The sequence below is a fragment of the Streptomyces sp. TM32 genome (assembly GCF_004122755.1).
GTDB classification, from domain to species: domain Bacteria; phylum Actinomycetota; class Actinomycetes; order Streptomycetales; family Streptomycetaceae; genus Streptomyces; species Streptomyces sioyaensis.
Genome location: NZ_SDIG01000007.1, coordinates 69,281 through 88,742, shown reverse-complemented (window position 1 = coordinate 88,742; position 19,462 = coordinate 69,281). Strand labels below are relative to the sequence as shown.

At 73.2% G+C, this 19,462-nt stretch carries 17 protein-coding genes; 5 read left to right on the top strand and 12 right to left on the bottom strand.

The window, feature by feature from the left end:
* Window positions 1–2: 2 nt before the first annotated feature.
* From EST92_RS03300 to EST92_RS03265, 8 genes are all read right to left on the bottom strand, one after another.
* Window positions 3–968, bottom strand: a complete 966-nt coding sequence (locus tag EST92_RS03300; protein WP_129279450.1) for an acetylxylan esterase — start codon at window positions 966–968, stop codon at window positions 3–5.
* Window positions 969–1,094: 126 nt separating this feature from the next.
* Window positions 1,095–1,925 (bottom strand): amino acid ABC transporter ATP-binding protein, encoded by an 831-nt coding sequence (locus EST92_RS03295; protein WP_129279449.1) that lies wholly within the window; start codon window positions 1,923–1,925, stop codon window positions 1,095–1,097.
* Window positions 1,926–1,930: 5 nt separating this feature from the next.
* The gene (locus EST92_RS03290) at window positions 1,931–2,716 is read right to left on the bottom strand and encodes an amino acid ABC transporter permease (RefSeq protein ID WP_040897895.1); all 786 of its coding nucleotides are present in this window, start codon (window positions 2,714–2,716) and stop codon (window positions 1,931–1,933) included.
* 11 nt (window positions 2,717–2,727) lie between these two features.
* The gene (locus EST92_RS03285; protein ID WP_174243913.1) at window positions 2,728–3,525 is read right to left on the bottom strand and encodes an ABC transporter substrate-binding protein; all 798 of its coding nucleotides are present in this window, start codon (window positions 3,523–3,525) and stop codon (window positions 2,728–2,730) included.
* A gap of 163 nt (window positions 3,526–3,688) precedes the next feature.
* Window positions 3,689–4,609: a homocysteine S-methyltransferase gene (gene mmuM / locus EST92_RS03280; RefSeq protein WP_129279448.1), complete on the bottom strand. Its 921-nt coding sequence runs from the start codon at window positions 4,607–4,609 to the stop codon at window positions 3,689–3,691.
* A 114-nt stretch (window positions 4,610–4,723) separates the two neighbouring features.
* Window positions 4,724–7,774, bottom strand: coding sequence for a glycoside hydrolase family 2 TIM barrel-domain containing protein (locus EST92_RS03275; protein WP_129279447.1), 3,051 nt, complete (start codon window positions 7,772–7,774; stop codon window positions 4,724–4,726).
* Between the two features lie 138 nt (window positions 7,775–7,912).
* Window positions 7,913–9,220 (bottom strand): SWF or SNF family helicase, encoded by a 1,308-nt coding sequence (locus EST92_RS03270; RefSeq protein WP_129279446.1) that lies wholly within the window; start codon window positions 9,218–9,220, stop codon window positions 7,913–7,915.
* Window positions 9,217–12,159 carry a DEAD/DEAH box helicase gene (locus tag EST92_RS03265; RefSeq protein WP_129279445.1) on the bottom strand — a complete coding sequence of 981 codons (2,943 nt, stop codon included), beginning with the start codon at window positions 12,157–12,159 and terminating at the stop codon, window positions 9,217–9,219. The genes EST92_RS03270 and EST92_RS03265 overlap by 4 nt, the downstream gene beginning before the upstream one ends.
* Before the next feature lie 146 nt (window positions 12,160–12,305).
* Here EST92_RS03265 and EST92_RS03260 point away from each other — a divergent pair, with 146 nt between their 5' ends.
* A complete protein-coding gene (locus EST92_RS03260; protein WP_129250881.1) occupies window positions 12,306–12,488 on the top strand; it encodes a hypothetical protein in 183 nt (60 codons plus the stop codon).
* Between the two features lie 216 nt (window positions 12,489–12,704).
* Here the strand turns inward: EST92_RS03260 and EST92_RS03255 are convergent, their stop codons facing one another.
* Window positions 12,705–13,487 carry a hypothetical protein gene (locus EST92_RS03255; RefSeq protein ID WP_129279444.1) on the bottom strand — a complete coding sequence of 261 codons (783 nt, stop codon included), beginning with the start codon at window positions 13,485–13,487 and terminating at the stop codon, window positions 12,705–12,707.
* A gap of 381 nt (window positions 13,488–13,868) precedes the next feature.
* On the opposite strand from EST92_RS03255, the gene EST92_RS03250 reads away from it, so the two are divergent.
* Window positions 13,869–14,765, top strand: a complete 897-nt coding sequence (locus EST92_RS03250) for an oxygenase MpaB family protein (RefSeq protein WP_129279443.1) — start codon at window positions 13,869–13,871, stop codon at window positions 14,763–14,765.
* A 34-nt stretch (window positions 14,766–14,799) separates the two neighbouring features.
* Here the strand turns inward: EST92_RS03250 and EST92_RS03245 are convergent, their stop codons facing one another.
* Complete coding sequence (locus EST92_RS03245; protein ID WP_129279442.1) at window positions 14,800–15,411, bottom strand: class I SAM-dependent methyltransferase; 612 nt, start codon at window positions 15,409–15,411, stop codon at window positions 14,800–14,802.
* A 487-nt stretch (window positions 15,412–15,898) separates the two neighbouring features.
* On the opposite strand from EST92_RS03245, the gene EST92_RS03240 reads away from it, so the two are divergent.
* Window positions 15,899–16,513 carry an ATP/GTP-binding protein gene (locus EST92_RS03240; RefSeq protein ID WP_129279441.1) on the top strand — a complete coding sequence of 205 codons (615 nt, stop codon included), beginning with the start codon at window positions 15,899–15,901 and terminating at the stop codon, window positions 16,511–16,513.
* A 57-nt stretch (window positions 16,514–16,570) separates the two neighbouring features.
* On the opposite strand, the gene EST92_RS03235 is transcribed toward EST92_RS03240, so the two are convergent.
* Window positions 16,571–16,999, bottom strand: coding sequence for a PPOX class F420-dependent oxidoreductase (locus EST92_RS03235; RefSeq protein WP_129250875.1), 429 nt, complete (start codon window positions 16,997–16,999; stop codon window positions 16,571–16,573).
* A gap of 165 nt (window positions 17,000–17,164) precedes the next feature.
* Between EST92_RS03235 and EST92_RS03230 the strand changes: the two genes are divergently transcribed.
* Complete coding sequence (locus EST92_RS03230; protein WP_129279440.1) at window positions 17,165–17,572, top strand: roadblock/LC7 domain-containing protein; 408 nt, start codon at window positions 17,165–17,167, stop codon at window positions 17,570–17,572.
* Window positions 17,573–17,651: 79 nt separating this feature from the next.
* Window positions 17,652–18,542 carry a DUF6397 family protein gene (locus EST92_RS03225; RefSeq protein WP_254068461.1) on the top strand — a complete coding sequence of 297 codons (891 nt, stop codon included), beginning with the start codon at window positions 17,652–17,654 and terminating at the stop codon, window positions 18,540–18,542.
* Window positions 18,543–18,570: 28 nt separating this feature from the next.
* On the opposite strand, the gene EST92_RS03220 is transcribed toward EST92_RS03225, so the two are convergent.
* Window positions 18,571–19,434, bottom strand: a complete 864-nt coding sequence (locus tag EST92_RS03220; protein WP_129279439.1) for an acyl-CoA thioesterase II — start codon at window positions 19,432–19,434, stop codon at window positions 18,571–18,573.
* Window positions 19,435–19,462 lie beyond the last annotated feature (28 nt).

Below are 19,462 nucleotides of genomic sequence, written 5' to 3'. Positions count from 1 at the left end.
CCTCACCCCACCACCCCCCGTACGAACGAGAGCTCCGCCGCCCGCTGTTCTCCGCCGCCGCTCTCGTGGGCGTTGAACCGCCACACCTCCAGTTCCTTCTCGCCCGCGTAGTGGTGGTACGCGGCGAAGCCGGTGGACGGCGGCACCACCGCGTCGCGCAGCGCCGTGCCGAACAGCGCCGGGGCGGTGGCGCGGACGGCGAAGTTCAGGCCGTCGAAGTGGTCCAGGGTGCGCAGGGCGGTATCGATGTGGCCGCGGGCGCCGGCGAAGTAGCGGGTGAGTTCGCCGTACGGGCCCGCGTCCGTGACCTCGATCGCCCGCCGGATGTGCGTCAGGAACGGCACATCGATCAGCGCGCCCGCCAGCCCGGGGACCAGCCCGGTCATCGCCAGGGCCAGTGCGCCGCCCTGGCTGTGGCCGGCGACCACGATCCGCTCGGCGTCCACCGCGTCATGGTCCCGCGCCGCCTCCACGGCTCGTACGGCGTCGGTGTACAGCCGCCGGTAGTAGTAGTCGTCGGGATCGAGCAGGCCCTGGGTGAGCTTGCCGGGGACGCCCGGGTTGCCGTAACCCACCGGATCGGGGGTGTCCCCGGGGCGGTTGGGGCCGCTCTGGCCGCGGGCGTCCATGACCAGCGTGGCGTACCCGGCGGACGGCCACAGCAGCCAGTCGTGCGGCAGCAGCCGCCCGCCGCCGTAGCCGAGGTACTGCACGACGCACGGCAGCGGCCCGGCGGCCGCGCGCGGCAGCAGGAACCAGCCGCGGATACGGTGCCCGCCGAAGCCGGCGAACTCGGCGTCGTAGCAGCTGAGGAGGGCGAGCCCGGTATCGACCTCGGCAAAGCGGGCGTCGAGGTCGTGGGTACGGGCCTCGTCGAGGGTGCGCCGCCAGAAGGCGTCGAAGCCGGGCGGTTCGGGAAGCGGCGGGCGATAGGCGTGGAGCTCGTCCAGGGGCAGGTCGATGAACACGGGAGAACCTCCGCCCGTAGGGGTGGCTGGCTGCCTGTCGCCAACGATGCCCACAGGGCGGGCATTTCAGGCACGGCACCGCGGCCGAACCCGCCACCTCCGGGCCCCCGGACCGGCCCCGGCCGGTCAGCGGTCGACGCGCTTTCCCGCCGCGCCGCTGTCCACGACCTCCCCGACCTCCGCGGCCGCCGGATCGAGCACCCGCGCCAGAAAGGTCCGGGTCCGCTCGTGCTGCGGGGCGCCCACCACCTGCTCCGGGGTGCCCTCCTCGACGATCACCCCACCGTCCATGAACACGACACGGTCGGCCACCTCCCGGGCGAAGCTCATCTCGTGCGTGACGACGAGCATCGTCATACCGTCCTGCGCCAGCGCCCGCATCACCGCCAGCACATCGCCGACCAGCTCCGGGTCGAGTGCCGAGGTCGGCTCGTCGAAGAGCATCAGCTCCGGGTCCATGGACAGCGCTCGGGCGATGGCCACCCGCTGCTGCTGGCCGCCCGACAGCTGCGCCGGATAGGCCGCCGCCTTGTCGCTGAGCCCCACCCGTTCGAGGTTGGCACGGGCGATCCGCTCCGCCTCGGCGCGGTCGCGGCCGAGCACCCGCCGCTGCGCGATCGTCAGATTGTCCAAGGCGTTCAGATGCGGAAAGAGATTGAAGGCCTGGAAGACCATTCCGATGCGCCGCCGGACCCGGTCGATGTCCACGTCCGGGTCGGTGACCTCGGTCCCGGCCACCGTCACCCGGCCCGCGCTCGGCTCCTCCAGGAGATTCACACAGCGCAGCAGGGTCGACTTCCCCGACCCCGACGGCCCGATGACACACACCACCTCCCCGCGCGCCACCGAGAAGTCGATCCCGCGCAGCACCTCCAGCTCCCCGAACGACTTGCGCAGCCCCGCCACCTCGATGGCCTTCGGATCCGCCGTGTCCGGTGCCGTCGTCTCCGCCGTCACGTCACTCACCTGGCCTTCGCCGTACGGGCCTCCAGGCGCCGGACCAGCTGGCCGAGCGGGAGGGTGATCACGAGATAGAGCAGCCCGGCGATCAGGATCGGGGTCAGGCTCTTGTGCTCATTGAGCGCGTCCCGGCCGAAGTTGGCCAGTTCGAACTGGGTGAGGGACAGCCCCAGCAGATACACCAGCGAGGAATCCTTGGTGAGCAGGATCAGTTCATTGGTCAGCGGCGGCAGCACGATACGGAACGCCTGCGGAATGACGATGGAGACCATCGCCCGCCCGTGCGACATTCCCAGCGAACGCGCCGCCTCCGTTTGTCCCTTGGGGACCGCCTGAATTCCGGCCCGGATGGTCTCGGCCATGTACGCCGCGCCCACCAGTCCGAGCGACAGCATCACCGTGACGTTCATGTCGAGCGCGACCTCGAAGGCCAGCGGCACACCGAAACCGAGCGCGATGAACACCAGCAGACAGGGGATCCCGCGGAAGAATTCGATATACGTGACGGCGATCCAGCGGTAGGGCGGCACCGAGGACAGTCGCATCAGCGCGAGCACCAGACCGAGGGCGAGGCCGAAGCCGAAGCCGAGCAGGGTGTAGAGGACCGTATTGACCAGTGCCGTGGTGATGATCTCGGGAAAAAGCGCCTTGGCGACCTCGACGTCGAAGAACGCCATCCGCAGCTGGTGCCAGTCGGCGACCAGCGCGAAGACCACCACGGCGACGACCAGGACGCCGTACTGCACGCCGCGGATGATCCGCGCGCGCTGTCGTTTGGACACGGACATGGTGGCCGGCCTCAGCTCTGCGGGGTGGTGCCGAACCACTTCTTGTAGATCCGGTCGTACGTCCCGTCGGATTTCGCCTTCTTGATGACCTCGTTGATCTTCTTGCGCAGGACGTCGTTCCCGGTGCGCACGCCGATTCCGTAGTGCTCGCCGGTATTGAACTCCGCGTTCACCGCCGTGTCGGGATTCTGCTTCACATAGTCGAAGAGCACGCCGTTGTCATTGATGCCGGCGTCGACCTGACCGGACTTCACGGCGGTCAGCAGCAGCCCCAGATCCTCGAACTCGACGAGTTCGACGCCCTTGCCGTGGTCCTTGGCGTAGATGCCGCCGGTGGTGGCCTTCTGATAGCCGAGCTTCTTGCCCTTGAGGTCCTCGACCTTCTTGTAGGGCTTGCCCTTCTTCGTCAACAGCGCCTGGGTGGCATTGAAGTAGGGGTCGGAGAAGTCCATCACCTTGTCGCGCGCCGGCGTGATGGTCATGCCGGCGGCGGCCAGATCGCATTTGCGGATGGTGAAGTCCTGGCCGGTCTCGATGCCTTCGAAGGGGGTGTTGACGATCTCCTGCTTGATGCCCAGATCCTTGGCGACGAGGTCGACCAGATCCACATCGAACCCGACGATCTTGCCGTTCTTCTTCACCTGGAACGGTGCGTACGGAAGGTGGGTGCAGGTCTTCAGCGTTCCGGGGGACACCAGCTCCAGTCCGCCGGCCCCCTTCTTCCCGTCGGACTTGGTGCTGCTGCACCCCGCCACTACGGCGATGGCAGCAACAACGGCTATGACAGACGACGCGGAGCGAGCGGACACGGGTCCTCCAAGGCGTGATGCAGATCAACCAAGCCGTGCGTGCTGCGATGTGGCCTGCATCCTGCCACCGGCTCGGTGCGCTGTCGCCGCCCCGTCGGTTGCGTCTGTGTAACGCCTTCGGCCCGCAACCGGGCCCCGCGCCCCCGCCTCCCCGGGCGCCCCGTCAGCGGCCCAGTGCGGCCGCCACGGCGGCGATGGCGTCCGGCCCCACCCGGCAGCAGCCGCCGATGAGCCGGGCGCCGTCCGCGGCCCAGGCGGCGACCCGGTCCGCGTCGAACGCCGCACTGCCGCACCAGGCCCGCGCCGCGGCGTCCCAGCTCTCCCCGCTGTTGGGGTAGACCACCACCGGCTTGCCGGTGATCTGCGCCGCCAGCCGTACGGCCCGGTCCGCATCGTCCGGCGCGCAGCAGTTCACCCCCACCGCGATCACCTCGTCGGCGTCCGCCGCCACCGCGAACGCCTCCGCCAGCGGCTGCCCGGCACGGGTGCACCCGCCCGCGACGCTGTACGACAGATAGGCCGGCACCCCCAGTCCGCGCACCGCGCGCAGCAGCGCCCGGGCCTCCTCGGCGTCCGGCACCGTCTCCAGCGCCAGCACGTCGGGCCGCGCCGCGGCCAGCACCTCCAGGCGCGGCCGGTGGAAACGCTCCAGCGCCGCCACCGACAGGCCGTAGCGGCCGCGGTATTCGGAACCGTCCGCCAGCATCGCCCCGTACGGCCCCGCCGAGGCGGCCACATACAGCGGCCCGGCAGCCCCGCCGGCCCGCGCCCGCCCGGCCGCCTCGCGGGCCAGCTCCACGCTGCGGCCCAGTAGCTCCGCGGCCCGCTCGGCGCCGAGGCCGCGGCGCGCGAAGCCCTCGAACGTCGCCTGGTAGCTGGCGGTGATCGCGACCTGGGCCCCGGCCTCGTAGTACGCCTGATGCGCCCGCACCACGGCCGCCGGCTCGTCGGCCAGCAGCCGGGCCGACCACAGCGCGTCGCTCAGGTCGTGCCCGGCGGCCTCCAGTTGGTTCGACAGCCCCCCGTCGAGGACGACCGGGCCCGCGGCGAGGGCCTCGGTGAGCGGCGGGGACGTGCTGACCATGGTGCGAAGCCTCCCGGTGCGGTCCGGACGCGTGCGGTGTGCGCCCCTCGTCATGAGCGTAGTGCCGCCCGCTGACAGTGCCCCCGGGCGGCAGCCCGCGCGCCCGGGGGCGGCTCAGCGCAGCGACGAGAACACGAACGAGAACCGCGCCGGGGCCACCTCCAGCCGGTGCCGCGGCAGCACCCCCGGCCCGCACGACTGGCTGCCGATCCCGTGCTGCGCATGGTCGAGATGGAGCCACAGGTCCTCGCCGGGCCGCAGGTCCGTGGTGTGGCGGGCCGCCGTCAGCTCCTCGGCCGACCAGCGGCGGGCGGTGAAGAAGAAGTCCGGGTCGCCCTCGATCCGCAGGCCCGAGCCGTCCGTACGGGTCAGCTCCGCCCAGCGCACCCCCGGCCGCGCACCGTTCTCCTGCGGCCGCACATACGGCGTCTGCAGCGCCTCCACCGGCATCGACCAGCGGCCGACGCGGGCGGCGGCCCGGGTGTCGGGATAGCCCTCGCCGGGCCCACCGCCGAACCACTCGGCGCGCCCCAGGCTGCCGCACACCAGCATCCGCACCCCGAGCCGCGGCAGCGGAACCGGCCAGTCGCCCTCCGGTTCGACGCTCAACTCCAGCCGCAGCCGGTCGCCTTGGGCCGTCCAGTGGTAGACCGCCCACAGCGCGAGCGGCGAGCCGGCCGGGGCGATCCGGGTCCGTACCCGCACGGCGTCCGCACCGGTCTCCACGGCATCGACGCGATGCCGCATCCGGTGCAGCCCGATCCGCCGCCACTCGGTGGCCGGCCGCGGCCCCGGCTGCCAGGGCGCGGCCTCGTCGTTGTCGGTCGGCGCCCGCCAGACGTCCAGCCGGGGGCCGCCGATCCGGAAGCCGTCCAGATAGCCGAGCGTCCCCGTGGCGGCGTCGAAGGTTCCCGGGCCCAGGACGATCACATTGCCTTCACCGCGGCGTGGGGTGGCGGTGGCCGTCCAGGAGGCGGCGGGGCGCGGGCCGGCCGGCAGCTGCCCCCAGGCGACCTCGTGCCCGGCCGGTGCCCAGGCGGTGTCCTCGTCCAGCACCGCCGTCACCGTCCACAGCGCCTCCCCGTCGTCGCCCGGCTCGACCGGCGGCGTCGGCAGCGGGACCGTCGCCCAGGCACCGGGCGCCAGCGGCGGTACGTCCAGCCGGCCGTGCCCGCGCAGCTCGCCCGCCACCTCGTAGATCCAGCGGAAGCGGAGATGACCGAGGCCGGCGAAGTCGTAGCGGTTGGTGAACCGGACCGCGCCCGGGTGGCCCTCGTCGTCGGTCTCGGCCTCGATCCGCACCGGTTCGATGACCTTCGCGAACTCCAGCAGGCCCGGCGAGGGCACCCGGTCGGGGAAGACCAGCCCGTCGCAGACGAAGTTCCCGTCGTGCACCTCTTCGCCGAAGTCGCCGCCGTAGGCATAAAAGAGCTCACCCGCGGGCGTCCGCTGCCGCAGCCCGTGATCGATCCACTCCCAGACGAAGCCGCCCTGGCAGCGCGGGTACCGCTCGAACAGCCGCTGGTACTCGCTCAGCCCGCCCGGACCGTTGCCCATGGCATGCGCGTACTCACAGAGGAGGAAGGGCAGGTGCCGACGGCGGGCGTCCAGCTCCGGGTCGGGCAGCGGCTCCTCGGCGCGCTGCCCGATGCGTGCCACCTCGGCGTGGTCGGCATACATCCGGGAGTAGACATCGGTGTCGGCGCAGCTCGGGTCGCCCTCGTAGTGCAGGGGGCGGGACGGGTCGCGCTCCCGCATCCAGGCGGCCATGGCGGACAGCCCGCGTCCCGTGCCGCACTCGTTGCCCAGCGACCACAGCACGATGCTGGGGTGGTTCTTGTCCCGCTCGACCATCCGCCGGGCCCGGTCGAGCAGCGCCGGCTCCCAGCGCGGGTCGTCGACCGGATTGTCCCGCCAGCCCTGCTGGGCGAACCCGTGCGTCTCCAGATCGCACTCCTCGACGACCCACAGCCCCAGCTCGTCGCACAGGTCGAGGAAGGCGGGGTCCGGCGGATAGTGGCTGGTGCGCACCGCGTTGATGTGGTGCCGCTTCATCAGCAGCAGATCGCCGCGCATCGTCTCGGGGTCGAGGGCGCGCCCGTGACGCGGATGGAACTCGTGGCGGTTGACGCCGCGCAGCAGGATCCGGCGGCCGTTGACCTTCAGCAGCCCGTCCTCGACGCGGACCGTGCGGAACCCGATCCGCAGCGGGATCCGCTCGCCGGGGGTGACCAGTTCCCCGTCGTAGAGATGCGGGTCCTCCGCCGTCCAGGGGCGCACCGGCACCGTCGCGTGCTCCCCGGTCGGCAGGTCGAGGCCGAGTGCCGGGACATGCACCCGGCCGGCCGGAGTGCACTCCACCCGCAGGGTGCCGTGGCCGGTGCGGTGGTCGAACCCGGCGTGGACGAAGTGGTCGGCGACCGAGCCCTCCGGACGCCGGTGCAGCGTGACGTTCCGGAAGATGCCGGGCAGCCACCACTGGTCCTGGTCCTCCAGGTAGCTGCCCGACGACCACTGGTGGACCCGCACCGCCAGCACATTGCGGCGCGGCCGCAGCAGCTGCCCCACCTCGAATTCGTGCGGCAGCCGGCTGCCCTTGAAGTGGCCCAGGTCCTGCCCGTTGAGCCAGACCCGGGCACAGGACTCCACCCCGGCGAAGTGCAGCACGGCGGGCCCCTCGCCCCACCCCTCCGGCAGATCGAAGACCCGCCGGTGATCGCCCGTCGGGTTCTCGTCCGGCACCCGTGGCGGATCGACCGGGAAGGGGTAGGCGGTGTTGGTGTAGACGGGCGCGCCGTTCGGCCGCGCCCCGCTGCCCTCGAAGGGGCCGTCGGCGGCGGAGCGCCCCTGGAGCACCCAGTGGCCGGGCACCCGCAGGTCCTGCCACTGCGCGTCGTCGAAGTCCGGCCGGGCGAACGAGTCGTCCTCGGCGGTGGCGCCCGCCGAGAGCCGGAACCGCCAGGTGCCGTGCAGCGAGAGCCGGGCGGCGTCCGATCCCGCGTACCAGGCGCGGGGCGGCAGGACCCCGCTGCCCGGTGCGCGGTCCTCGTAGTACGGGGGCGGGGAGTGCTCGGGGGCGCCGGGGCGGGGCGGTGCGCCGTCCGCCTCGGCGGCGGTCCGGGGTGCGGCTGCGGGCGACGTGTCGTGCGGCGAGGTGCCGGTCACTGGTCCTCCTGCTGCGGGCGACGTGCCGGGCGGTGGGGGATCAGTTCAGCGAATCATGAGCGGCCGCACGGCGCAGCAGGATGGGGAGGATTCGACCGGGCCGCGAGCTGAGCCGTCCTCCCTGCCCCCGGGGTCCGCTCAGCCCTCTACCGACAACACCGCCCACGCGGCCGCCGGATCGTCCGCGGCCGGCCCCGCGGGTACCCACTGACCGCCTTCCCTGCGAAACGGCCACCAGCGGCCGTCCCGCCCGTAGCGGATCTGGGCCGTACCGCCGTCCGCCGTCCAGCGGTTGCCGGACGCCCGCAGTGGTGGCCGGGCCGCGCCGTCCTCCACGGCGGGCGCGAGCCGGCCGGCCGTCCGGGCCAGTACCTCCGGCTCCGGCGTCCACTCCTCCTCCAGGGCCGCGAGCCCGGCCGTACCTCCCAGCTCCCAGGCCCGTACGGCCGCCGCCAGACCCGCCGCGTCCCGCCCCGACCCGGCCGCCAGCCGCGCCGAGCGGGCCGCCCCGGGACCGGCCGCCGCCAGCCGCACGGCATCCTGGGCGGGCGTCAGGGCGGGCAGGATCGGACTGTCCGGATGCCAGGGGGAGAGGGCGTCCGTCAGCATCCCCTGGGCACGCGCCGCCGCGTCCCCGATCAGGAACTCCAGCGCGGCCACGTCCACTCCGGGCGCGGGCGGGGTGCCGCCGCCGAGCACCGGCGGGGGACCCGGCGCGTCGACCGGCGGCGGTGCCACGAGCGGCGGCAGGATGTCACCCGCCGCATACGCCTCGGCCGCCGGCACCCCCGCGTCCGGCCGTTCCGCCGCCGCGCCGACCGGTATCGCGGCCCGCGCGCCGCCGCGCGCCTGCACCGCGTCGAGCAGTTCCCGCTCGCCCCGGCCGCGCAACAGCAGCAGGACGAACGGGTCCTGGTCCAGCAGCCGCGCCAGCTGATAGCAGAGCGCGGCCGTATGCGCGCAGTGGTCCCAGGCGCCGCAGCTGCACTCGGGCTCCAGGTCGCCGATGCCCGGCAGGAGTTCGATCCCGGCGGCACTCGCGTCCTCGACCAGGACGGGCGGCAGGTCGTGGTCCAGCAGCGCCGCGAGATGCCCGGCCCGGCCCGCGACCAGGTCCGCAAGGCGCTCCCAGTGCACCCCGCTCAGCTGCTGCACCAGCACGTCGGAGCGGTGCCGTGTGTGGTCGCGGTCCTGGACGACCGCGGTGATCCGGCCGGGCCGCACCGACACCGCGCCGACCGCACCCGCCCGCGCGTAGCGCCGTCCCAGCGCGAGCTGCGCCCCGTCCAGCGCGGTGTCCTCCAGCGCCTTGAGCCACGCCTGCCCCCACCAGCTCCTGGCGAAGGCGCGCCCCCGCGCCACCGGCAGTGCGCCGAACGTCCGCTCGGCGGCGCCGGTTTCCCTCTCGTACCGCGGCATCGATCCCCCGTCCCCGTGCACGGTCATCGTTCGTTCCCCCGCAGTGCGACCAGGTCCGCCAGCTCGGCGTCGGTGAGTTCGGTCAGTGCGGCCTCGCCGGACCCCAGCACCGCGTCGGCCAACTGCTGCTTACGGCAGAGCATGTCGGCGATCCGGTCCTCGATCGTGCCCTCCGTGACGATCCGGTGGACCTGCACCGGCCGGGTCTGCCCGATGCGGTACGCGCGATCGGTGGCCTGCGCCTCGACGGCCGGGTTCCACCAGCGGTCGAAGTGCACGACGTGCGAGGCCCTGGTGAGGTTCAGGCCGGTGCCCGCCGCCTTCAGCGAGAGCAGGAACACCGGTGCCGCGCCCTCCTGGAAGCGGCGCACCAGCTCCTCCCGGCGGGCCACCGGCGTCCCGCCGTGCAGGAACTGCGTGGCCACCCCGCGCCCCGCCAGATGGGCCGCCAGCAGCCGCGCCATCCGCACATACTGCGTGAACACCAGGACGCCGGCGCCCTCGGCCAGGATGGCGTCCAGCAGTTCGTCCAGCAGCTCCACCTTCCCCGACCGTCCCCGGATCCGCACTGCCCCCGCCACCTGGCCGTCTTCCCCGGGGCCGGCTTCCTTCAGGTACTGCGCGGGGTGGTTGCAGATCTGCTTGAGCGAGGTGAGCAGCTTGACCACCAGGCCGCGCCGGGCGAATCCGTCCGTCCCGGCGATCTCGTCGAGCCCCTCGCGCACCACGGCCTCGTACAGTCCCGCCTGTTCCGTGGTCAGCGCCACCGCATGGTCGGTCTCCGTCTTGGACGGCAGCTCCGGTGCGATCCCCGGATCGGACTTGCGCCGGCGCAGCAGGAACGGCCGCACCAGCCGCGCGAGCCGCTCGGCCGCCTCGGGGGACGCCGCGGCGCCGCCCTCGACCACCCGCGCATAGCGGGTACGGAACCGGCCCAGCGGGCCCAGCAGTCCGGGCGTCGTCCAGTCCAGGATCGCCCACAGCTCGGACAGGTTGTTCTCCACCGGCGTACCGGTCAGCGCCACCCGCGCCCGGGACGGAACGGTCCGCAGGGCCTTGGCGGTCGCGGAGGAAGGGTTCTTGATGTGCTGCGCCTCGTCGGCGACGACCAGCCCCCAGTCCACGGCCGCCAGCTTCCCGGCGTCGAGCCGCATCGTCCCGTACGTGGTCAGCACGATCTCGCCGTCCGCCGGCCCGGCCAGGCTGCGCCGCCCGGCGTGGAAGCGGCGTACGGGGGTGCCCGGCGCGAACTTCTCGATCTCCCGCTGCCAGTTGCCCATCAGGGAAGTGGGGCAGACGACGAGCGTGGGACCGGCGGTGCCGGGGTCGCTCTGGCGGTGCAGATGAAGGGAGATGAGCGTGATCGTCTTCCCCAGTCCCATGTCGTCGGCGAGACAGGCGCCCAGCCCCAGCGAGGTCATCCGGTGCAGCCAGCCCAGCCCGCGCACCTGGTAGTCGCGCAGCGTGGCGCGGAGCGCCGCCGGCTGCCGGACGGGCTCGGCGTCGCCGCCCTCCTGGGCGCTGAGCAGGTCGCGCAGCCGGGCGAGCGGGCCGGCCGCCGTCACCGCCACCCGGTCGCCGTTGCTGTCCTCGGCGCTGCCGGTGAGCGCGGCGCCGAGCGCGTCGAGCGGGGCGATCTCCCGGTCCCGGCGGTCCCGGGCGGCCCGTACCGCCTCCGGGTCGACCAGCACCCACCGGTCGTGCAGCCGCACCAGTGGCCGCCCCGCCTCGGCGAGCCGTTCCAGTTCGGCCCGCTCCACCTCCCGGCCGCCCACCGCGAACCGCCAGCTGAAGGACAGCAGGGAACGCTCGGACAGCAGGGAGGGCAGCCCCGCCGGCCCGGCCGCCCCGGTACCGTCCTGCGCGTCGGCCGAGCCGACCACGGCCCGGCTGGTCAGCGTGCTCACCAGACCCTCGGGCCAGTGCACCTGCACGTCGGCGGCGGCCAGCGCCCGGCCGGCCGGCCCGAGCAGTTCGGTGATCTCCTCGTCGGCGAGGTCCAGCGCATCGGGCACCGCCGCGGACAACAACGGGGTGAGCGGCGCCCAGGCCTGGGCCGCACGGCGCAAGGTCAGCAGGGTGTCCCGCCGCGCGCGCGGCCCGAAGGCCTGCCCGGCCGGTGTGGCGCCCGCCCACACCTCGGCGGCGTCCGCGCGCAGCGCGGGGTCGGTGCGGCTGTGCAGCTGGAGGACGGCGGTGAAGGAGAAGGGGGACCCCGCCCCGCTCCGCGCGTCATGTGCCGCCACCCGCAGGGAGATCCGTACCCCCGCGTCCTGCCCCGCGGCGACGTCCGCGGCCCAGGCGCGCTGTTCGGGCAGGTGCTGCGGGGCGGGCCCGGCGAAGGCCGGCGCTCCGGTGATCAGTGCGGCGGCGGGGGAGCGGGGCAGTCCGTCCGCCACCGCGTCGAGGAACGCCCGTAGCTGACGCTCGGGATCCGGCAGCGCCACCGGGTCGGTGCCGGGGAGCGGGACGGCGTGGGCGGACGGCGGCATCGCGGCCGCGAGGTCGCGCAGCCGGGCGAGGTCCGCCGGGTCGAGTGGCCCCAGCCGCCAGGCGTCGTACCCGGCGGGACTCAGCCCGGGCAGGATCCGACCGCGCGCCGCGAGCTGGAGTGCCAGCAGGGACGCGGTGCCCCAGAAGGCGGCGGCCGGATGGGTGGCCCGGGCCGCTCGCGCGCGGGTGAGCACCGGCACGGCGTCGGCGACCGGCAGGACCTGGGCCGGGACCTCGCACAGCGCCACCCCGCCGTCCGCGTCCGGGTCCGGCAGGGCCACCGTCAGCACTTCCTCCGCCGGTCCGTCCCCGCCGCCTTCCCGGTCCGCGGGGGCCTCCTCCTCCGGGAGGCCGCCGTCGTGACGCCAGAAGGCGACCCGCCCTTCCCGCGGTGGATCCGACGGGAGGAAGACCGCGGCGCAGTGGACGAGCGCACGGAGCTGAGTGGGCGTGACCGCCGGGGGAGATGTCACGGGATGCGACTCCTCAAATTTGACTACTGGCCCCTGAAGCGCCCGAGAGTACCCGACCGCACGCCGTTGCATGGAACCTGCGGCGCGCGATCGGCGTTCAATGGAGTACACAGAGCGCGGCAGGCGCCGCGGAAGGGGCGTGAAGGATGTCCACACAGGCGAAGGTCGCGGTCGGCGGGGTCGCGGTGGGAGTGATCCTGCTGTGGCTGCTGCCTTTCTGGGCGGCCCTCTTGGTCATGGTCGGGGTCCCGGCCGTCGCGTATCTGACGCTCGACTCCTCCCAGCGGCGCCGGCTGCGCCGCGTCGGCCGCAAGCAGATCGGCCGCTGAGCGAGCGGCCCCGTGCGCGCGGCCCCGCGCCCTCGCGGCAGTTGGGCCGCCCCGGCAGCCGGTGACGGGCCCGCACGGCGAGCGGCAGGGCCCGTACGGCCAGCGGCAGGGCTGGTACGCGACAGCCGGTGGGCGGTGCCCCGGAGGCGGCCTGCCGGGGCGCTCGCCCTGACCGACCCGCGGCCCGGGCCCGGGGCCCGGAGGTGCCGGACCAGCTCAGACCGGCCGTACCGCCAGCTCGTCCAGCGACGTGAGCAGACCGGGCAGTTCGGGCCCCCGGCCCACCGGGTGCACCTCTCCCGGCTCCTCGTCCAGCAGCACGAACGCAATGTCATCGGTGCGGGCGACCATGCTCCAGCCGGGCCCGTCGACCCGCAGCGTGCGCGCCTCACCGGCTGCGAACGACGACCGCACCCGCCCGGGCGGCGGCGGATCGGTCACATAGGCGCGCGCCTCGTCCAGCACCCGCCGCACCCCTTGGTGCGCCTCGTCGCCCGGCTCGGCGAAGGCCTCGTCGTTGTCCACCTGCTCGCGCCACGCCGCCCACTGCATGGCGATCTCGTCCGCACCGAGCCGTCGTTGCGCAGGTCCCCACGCCTCGGCGTCCGGTGGGGCCAGCGGCGCCGGGTCGCCCTCCTGCGGTGGTGGATCGTGCGGGGCCGGCACTTCCGGCGCCGCGACGGCGAGGGCGAGCGGCCATCCGGGAAGCGCTCCGACGATGCTGCTCTCCCCGGGCGAGAGGTCGTACTCCATCCCGCAGTCCCAGGCCGCGATCGCACAGGCCACCAGCGACACATCCTCCGTCGCCACCGTCCAGCGGGCGCCGTCACCGTCCTGGCCGAGGACCAGTCCGTAGCCCTCCGCGTACGGTTCGAGGCCGAGACCCGCACACACCTCGGGGTAGTCGTCGCCGAGCACGCTCGGGAACTGCGCGGGCGTCAGCAGCACCGCCGTCAGCACGAACAACTGGTCGTTGTCGGCGCTCTCGGTCGTGGGCACGCGGGGCCTCCCCCATCCAATCCGTCGCGGAGTACGTCGGCGCACCCTAATTGGCCCGGCAGGGCCTTGTCACCAGCCGTACGCTGCGCGGATGTGTTTTTGCCGGCGCGGTGTGCGGCTCGCGCGGGCGGACCACCAGGCCGCGGGTAAGGCGGCGCCGGCTTCGCGGCAGCCCTGGTGGCCGCCCCGTGGCGCCGTGGTGCGCCGCGCGAAGGGGCGCCGCCCCGATGGTGCGACGCGCTCCGACGACGCGCCGCCCAGGCCCGCCCGGCGCGCCGGAATCCGGCCACCGTACGGCCCGATCCGGCGCCCGCCAAACCCCTCAACTCCCCTCCACCGCACTAAAATCGGCCCGTCGGCAACCGAAAGGACGGATATCAGGTGCGGCGCTACGACTGGTTGCGGGAGATCCGGCGGCTCGACCCGGAGCGCGATTGCCTGCGGATCTACCGCATCATCGCGACCCACGAATTCCCCTGGGACCTGACCCGCGCCCTGGAGCTGGCGCTCTACCGCACCTACGCCGTGCCGAGCATCGGGCGGCTGCTGGCCGAGACGGCGGAGCTGACGGACCGTACGCAAAAGCGCTATGACGACACCGCCCTCCTCTTGGACGCCGTCGTCGAGCACGGCTTCGACGGTGCGGAGGGCCGGACGGCGATCCGCCGCATCAACCAGATGCACCGCGGCTACGACATCAGCAATGACGACATGCGCTACGTCTTGTGCACCTTCGTCGTGGTGCCCAAGCGCTGGCTCGACGAGTACGGCTGGCGGCGGCTGACCGCACACGAACAGCAGGCCGTCGCCGCCTACTACCGCACCCTCGGCGGGCATATGGGCATCACCGACATCCCGCGGACCTACGAGGAGTTCGAGCGCTGCCTCGACGCCTACGAGGCGGCGCACTTCGGCTGGGACGAGGGCGCCCGGCGGGTGTCGGATGCCACGCTGGATCTGATGGCGGGCTGGTACGGCCCGCTCGCCCCGGTGGTGCGCGGCGCCAGCATGGCTCTCCTGGACGACACGCTCCTGGAGGCGTTCCGATACGAACGGCCGGCCCCGGCGGTGCGCAAGACGGTCCGCACGGCGCTGAAGCTGCGCGCCCGGGCCGTGCGGCTGCTGCCGCCCCGCCGCACCCCGCACTACGCCCGCCAGAATCCCGAGATCAAGGGCTATCCGAACGGCTTCCGGGTGGCCGAACTCGGCACCTTTCCCACCGCCCGCCGCACCGGCGGCTGCCCGGTCCCGCACGGGGAGGGCCCGGCGGCAACCTGAGGCGCCCTCGGCGCCTTTGCCCCCGGGCCCAGGCTCATCCCTGCCGGACGGCCAGCGCCAGATAGCGGGCGTCCTCGTCCTCGTACCGGATGAGCTCCCAGCCGGCGGTGGCGAGGAGGGGCCGCAGATTCGGCTCCGCCCGCAGATCGTCGGGGGTGATCGGGCGGCCCTTGCGGGCGGCGAGGGCGGCCCGCCCGATGGGGTGGAAGAGCGCCAGCCGGCCGCCTGGGCGGACCACCCTGGCGAATTCGGTGAGGCCGCCCGCCGAGTCCGGCAGATGGGACAGCAGACCGGAGGCGAAGACCGCGTCCAGCGCGGCGTCCGGCAGCGGCAGCCGGGTCACGTCCGCGACCACCAGCGCCGCGTCACGGTCCCGCCCGGCCCGCACGGCGGCCTGCAGCATCTCGGGCGTCAGATCCGCGCCCAGCACCGTCCCGTTCGGGCCCACGGCCGCCCGCAGCGCGGACAGCGCGCGCCCCGTACCGCAGCCAGCGTCCAGGACCCGCTCGCCCTCTTCGAGGCCCAATGCGGCGACTCCGGCGGCGAAGGCGGGGCCGTCGCCGGGGAACTTGGTGTCCCAGCCGGCTGAGCGGGCGGCGAAGAACGCCCGGACCTCGTGCGGCCGGTCGGCGTGGTGGTCGGTCACCGGGCTCCTCCGGGGGCGGGACGGTCGGCGGGGGCGACTGTACAGGCGTACCGGGTGCCCGCGACGGTCAGGACCTCCAGGAGGACCGCCGCCCACGGAGCGACGCCCCGGCCATCGGCGACACCTGTCGGAGCCGCCGCGGTGGGTGTACCGTGCCGCTCCTGCGATTGCTGCTGAGCCATGCACGCATGATCTCGCACCCGCCGGCGCCGCAGCGGACGAACGCCGGGCGCGGCCGGCGGGTTGTGGCCCCGGAGCCTTTGGGCGGGTGCCGCGGCGGCCGGCTACCACGAAAATCAGGGCAGTTGCGCTTCTTGATCGGAAGACGTGGTGGCTTTGGTGAATCCGCGGACATCTCGGTCAACGGGCGGTACGGTCCTCGCCATGGATTTCGGACGGCGCTCTGCCGCCGAAGGCTCCTCTCGCCGAGCCGTGGATCCGTATACCCCGTGACGCGCAGGACCCTTGCACCTGGAGGAGACGGCCGATGAACGGCGCACAGGGGGCCCCGGAGGGCGCAGCCCCGGGCCTCGACCCCGAGTTGACCCTGAAAGTCTTAGTCGCGGGCGGCTTCGGCGCCGGCAAGACGACCCTGGTGGGCTCGGTCAGCGAAATCCACCCGCTGCGCACGGAGGAACGCCTCACCGAGGCGGGCGAGACCGTGGACGACACCGGGGGAGTGGACCTCAAGGAGAGCACCACGGTGGCGATGGACTTCGGCCGCATCACCATCCGGCAGGGCCTGTCCCTCTACCTCTTCGGCACCCCGGGACAGGACCGCTTCTGCTTCCTGTGGGACGACCTGTCGGAGGGCGCGCTGGGCGCCGTGGTGCTGGCCGACACCCGGCGCCTGGAGGACTGCTTTCCGGCGGTCGACTACTTCGAGCGCCGCTCGATCCCGTTCCTGGTCGCCGTCAACTGCTTTGCCCAGTCGCATTCCTACGGCGCCGACGAGGTCTCCCGCGCCCTGGACCTGGACCGTGGGACCCCGGTCGTGCTCTGCGACGCACGCGATCGCGACTCCGGCAAGGAAGTGCTGGTCCGGCTCGTCGAGCACGCGGGGCGGTGGCGCTCCGACCGGGTCCTGGACCCGGTGGGGTGACCGGCGCCGGGGGCGCGGGCAGGGCACGGACGCCGGACGCCCGCGCCACCCGCACCCTCAGTCGGCCAGTGCTGCCACCGCGACGACCTTGTCGATCCTGACCCGTACCACCAGTTCGCCGGGCACGCCGTTGCGAGCGCCGTACTCCTCCGCACGGTCCTCGCCCATGTAACGGGCCGCGATCCGTGTCGCCCAGTGGCGCAGGTCCGCCGGCTCGCTGCTGGTCTCCGCGGTCCCGTGGACGACCGCGAAGGAAAACGGCGGCCTGTCGTCGTCGACGCACAGCGCGACCCGGCCGTCACGAGCCAGGTTGCGGCCCTTGACCGTGTCCTCACCGGTGTTGAACACCAACTCGTCACCGTCCATGAGGAACCACACCGGTGCGACATGCGGGCTGCCGTCGGCCCGTACGGTCGCCAGCTTGCCGGTACGGGTTCCCTCGGAAAGGAACCTCTGCCACTCGTCCTTCGTCATCTTGTGTGCCATGCGGACATCCTCATCCATGGGGCGCGGACACGCGCCGCGTGGCACGCCGGCTGTGGGCCGCTTGCCGAGACGGCAGAGGTGGGACAGGCTGGCTGGGCAGTCCGCGGACGGACCGGGGCTGCCGTCCGGCCGGAAGTGCGGTGAGGACACGGGGAGGAAGCGGCAATGGCATTGAGCAGCGGACTCGACTGGCTGCTGGACGACCTGACCAAGCGGGTGGAGAAGGTACGGCACGCGTTGGTGCTCTCCAACGACGGGCTGGTGACCGGGGCGAGCGAACAACTGCAGCGGGAGGACGCCGAGCATCTCGCGGCGGTCGCCTCGGGACTGCACAGCCTGGCGAAGGGCTCGGGGCTCCACTTCGGCATCGGCCGGGTGCGCCAGACGATGGTGGAGTTCGACGACGGGGTGCTGTTCGTGACGGCGGCGGGCGACGGCAGCGCCCTGTGCGTGCTGGCGGGCGCCGAGGCCGACATGGGCCAGATCGCCTACGAAATGACGCTGCTGGTCAATCGCGTCGGGGAGCATCTGGGGGTCGCGGTCCGCCAGCCGGAGAGTTATCCACAGATCTGAGGCGGGGGTTGACCCACTGTCATCGCCTGCGGCTATGGTCGTCACTGTCAGTGATCGACCGAGGTGTCGGGGGAACGACATGACAGTGATGTGTGACGGGCAGCAGACGCTCACGACGGGGCGAGCGGCCCGCGAACTGGAGCTGAGGACCGGCGAGTTCGAGCTCGCCCTCCAGCTCGGAGAAGTACGGACGGTCCCGGTCGGGCGCGATGACCGGCCGGGAGGGGCCGGCTCGCTCGGCCGGCGCCGGGTCCCGGCGGAGGAGATCGCCCGACTCCAGGCCGAGCCGGGCTTTCCGGAAGCCCTCCGCGACCGGATCCGCGCGGTCAGCACGACCGAGGCCGCCGCGCTGATGGGCATCGGGCCCGGCCGGGTGATGCGGCTGACCCGGGCCGGCTGCTTCGGCCCCGTCCGGTTCTACGTGAATCGCTACGGCGCGGTGGTCTGGCTCTATCTCGCGTCCGAGGTCACCGGCTTCGCCGAGCGTGAACCCGCACTCCTGCGGGGCAACACACCCGCGGCGATGCGGGTGATGCTCGACAGCGGACAGGACTGGCGGGCCCGCCAGTGGCGCAGTCGGCGGGTCGCCCAGCTCATGGGGCAGACCGATGACCCCTGGGAATCGGCTGCGGTGATCGCCGCGGTGCTGCCGCCGGAGGAGCTGGCCTCGGTGGCCGAGGATCCGCTGGAGCGGTCCCTTCTGCGCCGGCTCCGGCCCACCCTGGCGTCCGTGATCACGGTGACCCCGGCCGCCCGGGAATCCTTTGAACGGGTGGTGACGGCGGAGGAGTTCGACGAGGTGTTGTGGTACCGCGTCAACCTCTCCCGGGGCCTGGAGCGGGCGCGCCGGGAAGACCCGGGACGGCTGCGGACCCCGGCCGCCACGGCCTCCGCCACCCGCCCGGGTCAGCCGCCGAGCTTCCTGAACAGCCCCTCCTGGGACGGTCGGACACGTCCCACCGTGCCCTGAACACTCCTGGGATGGATCTTGCGCGTCCCTACAGAGGGCGAAAGAGCCCTTCCTGGACGACCGAGACCAGCATCCTGCCCTCCCGGTCATAGATCCGTCCGCGGGCCAGACCACGGCCGCCGGTGGCGATCGGCGACTCCTGGTCGTAGAGGAACCACTCGTCCGCGCGGAACGGCCGGTGAAACCACATCGCATGGTCGAGCGAGGCCATGTCGAACCCGCGCGGCCCCCAGAGCGGCTCGATCGGGATGCGGACCGCGTCCAGCAGCGTCATATCGCTGGCGTAGGTCAGCGCGCAGGTGTGGACGAGCGGATCGTCGCCCAGCGGCCCTACCGCACGCATCCACACCGCGCTGCGCGGCTCGGCGCCCTGGATCTCGTCCGGGGTCCACCGCAGCCGGTCGACGTACCGGATCTCGAACGGCATCCGGCGAGCCATTCGCTCCAGGGACTCGGGCAGTTCGAGCAGGTGCTCGCGGACCTCTTCCGCAACCGTGGGCAGCTCTTCCGGGTCGGGCACCGCCCGGCGCAGCGGCAACTGGTGATCGAAGCCGGGCTCCGGCTTGTGAAAGGAGGCGGTCAGATTGAAGATCGTGCGTCCCTGCTGGACGGCGACGACCCGGCGGGTGGTGAAGGACCGCCCGTCCCGCACCCGCTCGACCTGGTACACGATCGGCACCCCGGGCCGGCCCGGCCGCAGAAAGTACGCGTGGAGCGAGTGGACCGGGCGGTCACCTTCCGTGGTCCGCCCGGCAGCCACCAGCGCCTGTCCCGCGACCTGCCCGCCGAAGACCCGCTGCAGCGATTCCTGCGGGCTGCGGCCCCGGAAGATGTTCACCTCGATCTGTTCGAGATCCAGCAGATCGACCAGCCTGTCGGCGGGATTGCTCATGACCGGAGGACCTCCGTCGCATCCTTCG

Excerpts from the sequence above, each read along its gene's own strand:
- EST92_RS03290 (WP_040897895.1), bottom strand. The coding sequence starts at position 2,716 with ATGTCCGTGTCCAAACGACAGCGCGCGCGGATCATCCGCGGCGTGCAG.
- mmuM (WP_129279448.1), bottom strand. The coding sequence starts at position 4,609 with ATGGTCAGCACGTCCCCGCCGCTCACCGAGGCCCTCGCCGCGGGCCCG.
- EST92_RS03270 (WP_129279446.1), bottom strand. The coding sequence starts at position 9,220 with ATGACCGTGCACGGGGACGGGGGATCGATGCCGCGGTACGAGAGGGAA.
- EST92_RS03260 (WP_129250881.1), top strand. The coding sequence starts at position 12,306 with ATGTCCACACAGGCGAAGGTCGCGGTCGGCGGGGTCGCGGTGGGAGTG.
- EST92_RS03240 (WP_129279441.1), top strand. The coding sequence starts at position 15,899 with ATGAACGGCGCACAGGGGGCCCCGGAGGGCGCAGCCCCGGGCCTCGAC.
- EST92_RS03235 (WP_129250875.1), bottom strand. The coding sequence starts at position 16,999 with ATGGCACACAAGATGACGAAGGACGAGTGGCAGAGGTTCCTTTCCGAG.
- EST92_RS03230 (WP_129279440.1), top strand. The coding sequence starts at position 17,165 with ATGGCATTGAGCAGCGGACTCGACTGGCTGCTGGACGACCTGACCAAG.
- EST92_RS03225 (WP_254068461.1), top strand. The coding sequence starts at position 17,652 with ATGACAGTGATGTGTGACGGGCAGCAGACGCTCACGACGGGGCGAGCG.
- EST92_RS03220 (WP_129279439.1), bottom strand. The coding sequence starts at position 19,434 with ATGAGCAATCCCGCCGACAGGCTGGTCGATCTGCTGGATCTCGAACAG.